This is a genomic window from Methylobacterium sp. 174MFSha1.1 (genome assembly GCF_900116815.1).
In the GTDB taxonomy this organism is placed as follows: Bacteria; Pseudomonadota; Alphaproteobacteria; order Rhizobiales; family Beijerinckiaceae; genus Methylobacterium.
Genome location: NZ_FPCB01000083.1, coordinates 1 through 6,050, shown reverse-complemented (window position 1 = coordinate 6,050; position 6,050 = coordinate 1). Strand labels below are relative to the sequence as shown.

2 protein-coding genes are annotated in these 6,050 nt (G+C 72.0%); both read left to right on the top strand.

The window, feature by feature from the left end; all coding sequences use genetic code 11:
- Positions 1-5,024, top strand: a 5,024-nt coding sequence (locus BM430_RS33625; protein ID WP_177303261.1) for an Ig-like domain-containing protein, incomplete at its 5' end; no start/stop codon positions are given.
- 405 nt (positions 5,025-5,429) lie between these two features.
- On the top strand, positions 5,430-6,050 hold a 621-nt coding region (locus BM430_RS33620), incomplete at its 3' end, for a cysteine peptidase family C39 domain-containing protein (protein WP_244539794.1).

Here is a 6,050-nt window from a genome sequence, read left to right as displayed (position 1 = left end):
CCAGCGCGGCCACCGCCCCGCTCAGCCTCGTCGTCGACACCCTGGCGCCCTCGGCGCCCGTGATCACCAGCGCGGGTCAGACCACCGACGCCACGCCGACCATCACCGGCACCTCGGAGGCCGGCGCCACCGTCACGCTCAGCAACAACGGCGCGGTGCTCGGCAGCGTCGTGGCCGACGGCAACGGGGCGTTCAGCTTCACGCCCACGCAGGCCTTCGGGGAGGGGGCCAACCTGATCACCGCGGTGGCGCAGGACGCGGCCGGCAATATCGGCCCGGCCTCCGCCGCCGTCACCCTCACGGTCGACACGGTGGCGCCGCCCGCGCCCGCGATCACCTCGGCCGGAGGCCTGACCAACGACGGCACGCCGACCGTCAGCGGCACGGCGGAGGCGGGCGCGACGGTGACGCTCCTGAACGGCACCACCGTGCTCGGCACGGCTGTGGCGGACGGGACCGGTGCCTTCAGCATCACGCCGGCGACGCCGCTGGGTGACGGCAGCTACGCGCTGACCGCGACGGCGACCGACGCGGCCGGCAACGTCAGCGGCGCTTCGGCGCCCGTGAGTGTCGCCATCGACACCGCGGCGCCCGCCCTGCCGACGGTGGCCGGCCCGAGCGGGCCGACCAACGACGCCACGCCGGCGATCACCGGCACCGGTGAGGCCGGGGCGACGGTGACGCTGCTCGACGGCACCACGCCGATCGGGACGGCCGTGGTGGGGGCCGACGGCACCTTCTCGGTCAGCCCGGCCAACCCGCTCGCGGACGGGACCTACGACTTGTCGGTGCAGCTCACCGATACGGCCGGCAATGTCGGCGCGGCCACGACCCCGGTCAGCGTCGTCGTCGACACCCAGATCGACGCCGCTCCCGCGGCCGCCATCACGGTCGCCGCCACGCAGGACGGCCTCCGCAACGCGGCCGAAGCCGCCGCCACGGCCTTCACCGTGACCGGGCTCGACGCCGGCACCAGGGCGGCGGCCACCTTCAGCGACGGCTTGTCCGCCGTGACGGTCGCGGTCGGCGCGGACGGCAGCTACGTGGCCGATCTCGACGGCCTCGACGGGGCGGTCACCGCGAGCCTCGTCCTCACGGACGCGGCCGGCAACACCGCCACGATCGCCGGCCCGACCTTCACCCTCGACACGACGGCGCCGACCGGCACGGCCGTCGCCGACACGGCCAGCGGCACGGCGGTGGCGAGCTTCACCTACGGGCTGAGCTTCTCCGAGGCGGTCGCCAATGTCAGCGTCGACGACTTCGTGCTCACCGGCACGAACGGGGCGGGCGGCGCGATCGCCGGCATCGTCGGGTCGGGCCGCGACTACACCGTGACGGTGGCGGGGGTGACCGGCACCGGCACTCTGACGCTGGCCCTCGCGGCCGGGTCCGACATCGCGGATGCCGCCGGCAACCGCGCCACGCTCGCGGCGGGCAGCCGCGACGTGATCGGTGTCGCCCCGGTCCTGCCGGTGATCACCGGCTACGCCGACGATACCGGCGTGCCGAGCGACGGCATCACCCGCGACACCACCCCGACGGTCACCGGCATCGGTGCGGCGGGGGCGAGCGTGACGCTCACCGCCGCGAGCGCGGCGGGGACGGTCACGGCGACCGGTGTCGTCGCCGCCGACGGCACCTGGAGCCTCGCGCTTCCGAGCCTGGCGGACGCCGCCTACACCCTCACCGCCAGCCTGACCGGCGCCGACGGCGTCGCGATCGGCACCTCGGCGCCCTTCGCCCTCACCATCGACACCATCGTCGATGCGGGCGCGCCGGCCACGCTCGCCGTCGATCCGACGGCCGACGGGGTCATCGACGCGGCCGAGGCCGCCGCGGTCGCCTTCACGGTGGCGGGGCTCGATCCCGGCACCAGCGGCAGCGTCGGCTTCAGCGACGGGGTTCGGCAGACGAGCGTCGCGGTGGCGGCGGACGGCACCTACAGCGTGGACCTCTCGGGCTTCAGCGGGTCGGTGACCTCGACGCTCGCCTTGAGCGACGCAGCCGGCAACACGGCGACGGTCCCCGGCGGCACGCTGACGCTCCAGGTCGGGCGGCCGGGTGCCCCGGTGGTCACGGGCCTCGCCGACGATACCGGCATCCCGGGCGACGGGCTGACGAGCGACACCACGCCGACGCTCTCCGGGCGGGCCGACCCCGGCAGCACGATCCGCGTCTCGGCGGGGACCTCTGCGGGGGCCGTGACGGTCGAGACGCAGGCCGACGCGGCCGGCGCCTGGTCGGCGACCCTGCCGGTCCTGGCGGACGGCACCTACGCGGCGACCGCGGTGGCGATCGACGCGGCCGGCACCGTCAGTGCGGTGAGCGCACCGTTCACGTTCGGCATCGACGCCAGCGCGCCGATCGCTCCGGTCGTGACGGCGGGAGGCGGCACCACCCGCGACACCACGCCGGCGATCACCGGCACCGGCGAAGCCGGGGCGACGGTGACGCTTCTGAACGGCACGACGCCGATCGGGGCGGCCGTGGTGGGGGCCGACGGCACCTTCTCGGTCAGCCCGACCAACCCGCTCGCGGACGGGACCTATCCCCTGTCCGTCCAGCTCACCGACCCGGCCGGCAATGCCGGCCCGGTCACGACCCCGGTCAGCGTCGTCGTCGACACGGGAGCGCCGGCGAGCCCGACGCTCGCCGCCCCGGCGGGCCCGACCAACGACGCGACGCCGACCCTGACCGGCACGGCGGAGGCCGGATCGACGGTGACGCTCCTGAACGGCACCACCGTGCTCGGCACGGCTGTGGCGGACGGGACCGGCGCCTTCAGCATCACGCCGACGACCCCGCTCGGAGACGGCAGCTACGCGCTGACCGCGACGGCGACCGATCCGAACGGCAATGTCAGCGGCGCCTCGGCTCCGGTGACCGTCGCCATCGACACCGCGGCACCCGCGCCGGCGACGGTGACCGGCCCGACCGGCCCGACCGGCGACACCACGCCGGCGATCACCGGTACCGGTGAGGCCGGAGCGACGGTGACGCTGCTCGACGGCACGACGCCGATCGGGACGGCCGTGGTGGGGGCCGACGGCACCTTCTCGGTCAGTCCGGCTAACCCGCTCGCGGACGGGACCTACCCCCTGTCCGTCCAGCTCACCGACCCGGCCGGCAATGTCGGCGCGGCGACGGTTCCGGTCAGCGTCGTCGTCGACACGGGGGCGCCGGCAAGCCCGACGCTCACGCCGGTGGCCCGTCCGACCAACGATTCCACCCCGGACATCACCGGCACCGCCGAGCCCGGAACCACCGTCACCATCCGCAACGGCGATACCGTGGTGGGAACGGGGGCGGCGGACCAGAACGGCGCCTTCAGCATCACGCCGACGATCCCGCTCGGGGACGGCAGCTACGCGCTGACGGCGACCACCACGGACGCGGCCGGCAACGTCAGCGGCGCCTCGGCTCCGGTGACCGTCGTTGTCGACACCGCGGCGCCCGCGGCGCCGACGACGGGGGGGCCGGTCGGGCCGACCGACGACACCACGCCGGCGATCACCGGCACCGGTGAGGTCGGGGCGACGGTGACGCTACTCGACGGCACGACGCCGCTCGGAACGGCCGTGGTGGGGGCCGACGGCACCTTCTCGGTCAGCCCGGCCAACCCGCTCGCGGACGGCACCTACGCCTTGTCGGTGCAGCTCACCGACGCGGCCGGCAATGCCGGCCCGCCCTCGGCGCCGCTCGAGATCGTGGTGTCGTCGGTTCCGTTCGCCTTCACCGAAGGGAATGACGTCTACACCGACAACGACCAGGGCCACGTCCTCGTGGCACTCGGCGGCAACGACACCGTGAACGGTGCCGGCGGCGACGATCGGATCTTCGGCGATGCCGGCGACGACACGCTCCTCGGCGGCACCGGCAACGACACCATCGACGGCGGGACCGGCAACGACGTCGTGCTCGGCGAAGCGGGCGACGACGTGCTGTTCGGTCAGGACGGCAACGACTACCTCGACGGCGGGGAGGGCAACGACATCGTCTACGGCGGCCAGGGCGACGACATCATCGTCAACTCGCCCGGCAACGACTACCTGTTCGGCGGCCGGACCCTGACGGGCCCGACCGGCAACGACACCCTGGTGTTCAACTCGAAGCTCGCCGACACTTCCGTCACCCGCGACGGCGCCTACACGCTGATCGTCGGGCCCGAAGGGGAGGACCGGGTCACCGGCTTCGAGCGCTACCTCTTCAGCGATGCCACCGTGGTCACCGGCGACGGTCAGCCGCTCGTCGACGACCTGTACTACCTCGCCAACTACAAGGACGTGTTCTTCGCCGGTCAGGACGCCGACGAGCACTACGCCACCTACGGCTGGAAGGAGGGCCGCGACCCGAACGCGCTGTTCTCGACGACCGGCTACCTCGCCGCCAACCCGGACGTGCAAGCGGCCGGCATCAATCCCCTCGAGCACTACGACCAGTATGGCTGGAAGGAGGGCCGCGATCCGTCGGCGAGTTTCGACACCGACCTCTACCTCGCCCGCAATCCGGACGTGAAGGCGCAGGGGCTCGACCCGCTCAGGCACTACATCGAATTCGGTCAGGGCGAGGGACGGCAGATCTACGACGCGATCGGCAAGACCGCCGACCTCGCCGTGCATCCGGGCTTCGATGCCGAATACTACCTCCTGTCCTATGCCGACGTGGCTGAGGCGGCGACGAAATCCGGCATGGATGCGTTCACCTACGCCTACGATCACTATGAGACCTACGGCTGGAAGGAGGGCCGCAACCCGAACGCGGTGTTCGACACGAAGGGCTATCTCGACGCCTACCAGGACGTGAAGGCGGCCGGGATCGATCCGCTGATGCACTACGACCAGTACGGCTGGAAGGAGGGCCGCGACCCGTCGAAGGGTTTCGACACGACGGAGTACCTCGCGGCCTACGGCGACGTCGCCCAGGCCAAGATCGACCCGATGCAGCACTACCTGCAATACGGCGCCCTCGAAGGCCGCGCGACCTTCGGCGACACCACCTTCGGCGGCGGCAACGTCGGATAGTCGCCGACGGGTGCGACCGGCCCGGAGCCTCCGGGCCGGTCGGCCCGCGCCGCGGTCGTGACCGGCCGGCGACCGGACGTGCCGCCACGGAATCCGGATCTCGGGAATCCGCGGCGGCCGACGATGCGGTCGGACCGGCAAGTCCGTTGCTGTTGCACCCGTTCGCCGAGCGCGACCGGGTGCAATCGCATCTTTGGATCGACGTGCGACCGCTTCGATATCGCCCGTCGCTTCCTCGAAGATCCCGAGTTTTATTTGAATTAAAGAATATAAAATTTGATCTGTCGTTATTATATTCTGTGGATTGTCGACAGATTACTTCTGAGCCGCACCGGGCACGATCTCGCGCATGTTATGCCTTGAGGGAGTGGTCCGATCTCGTTCAAGGCAGGAGTGTCAAGGCCCATGTTGCAAGACGCGGCCTCACAGGCCGATCTCGACCCGGCCGGCCCCGACCAATCCGGTCCCGGTCCCGCGGAACTGCCGGCGGCCCGGCCCGATTCGGGCCTCGGGGCACTGGCCCTCGTCGCCTCGTTCCACCAGATCCCGTGCGAGCCGGCGCAAGTCCGCCACGACCTCGGCCTCGGCCAGGCGCCGATGAGCGGCGTCGACATCGTCCGCGGCGCGCGCCGGCTCGGCCTGAAAGGACGCCTCCTCCAGAACCAGAAGCCGGCCCGCCTCGACGGCATCCCGCTCCCCGCCATCCTGGAGGTCGATGACGGCCGCTTCGTCGTCCTCGGCCGCCGCTTCGAGGACGGCAAGCTCCGCATCATCGATCCCGTCGCCCGCACCGCCGAGCACGTCGAGGCCGACGCCTTCCTCCCGCGCTGGACCGGCACCATCGTGCTCGTCGCGCGCCGGGCCAACATCCAGACGGCACTGCACAATTTCGGCCTGACCTGGTTCGTGCCCTCGGTCTGGCGCTACCGCAAGCCGCTCGTCACGGTGCTCGTCGCCTCGCTGTTCATCCAGCTCTGCGCCCTCATCACCCCGATCTTCTTCCAGATCACCATCGACAAGGTCCTG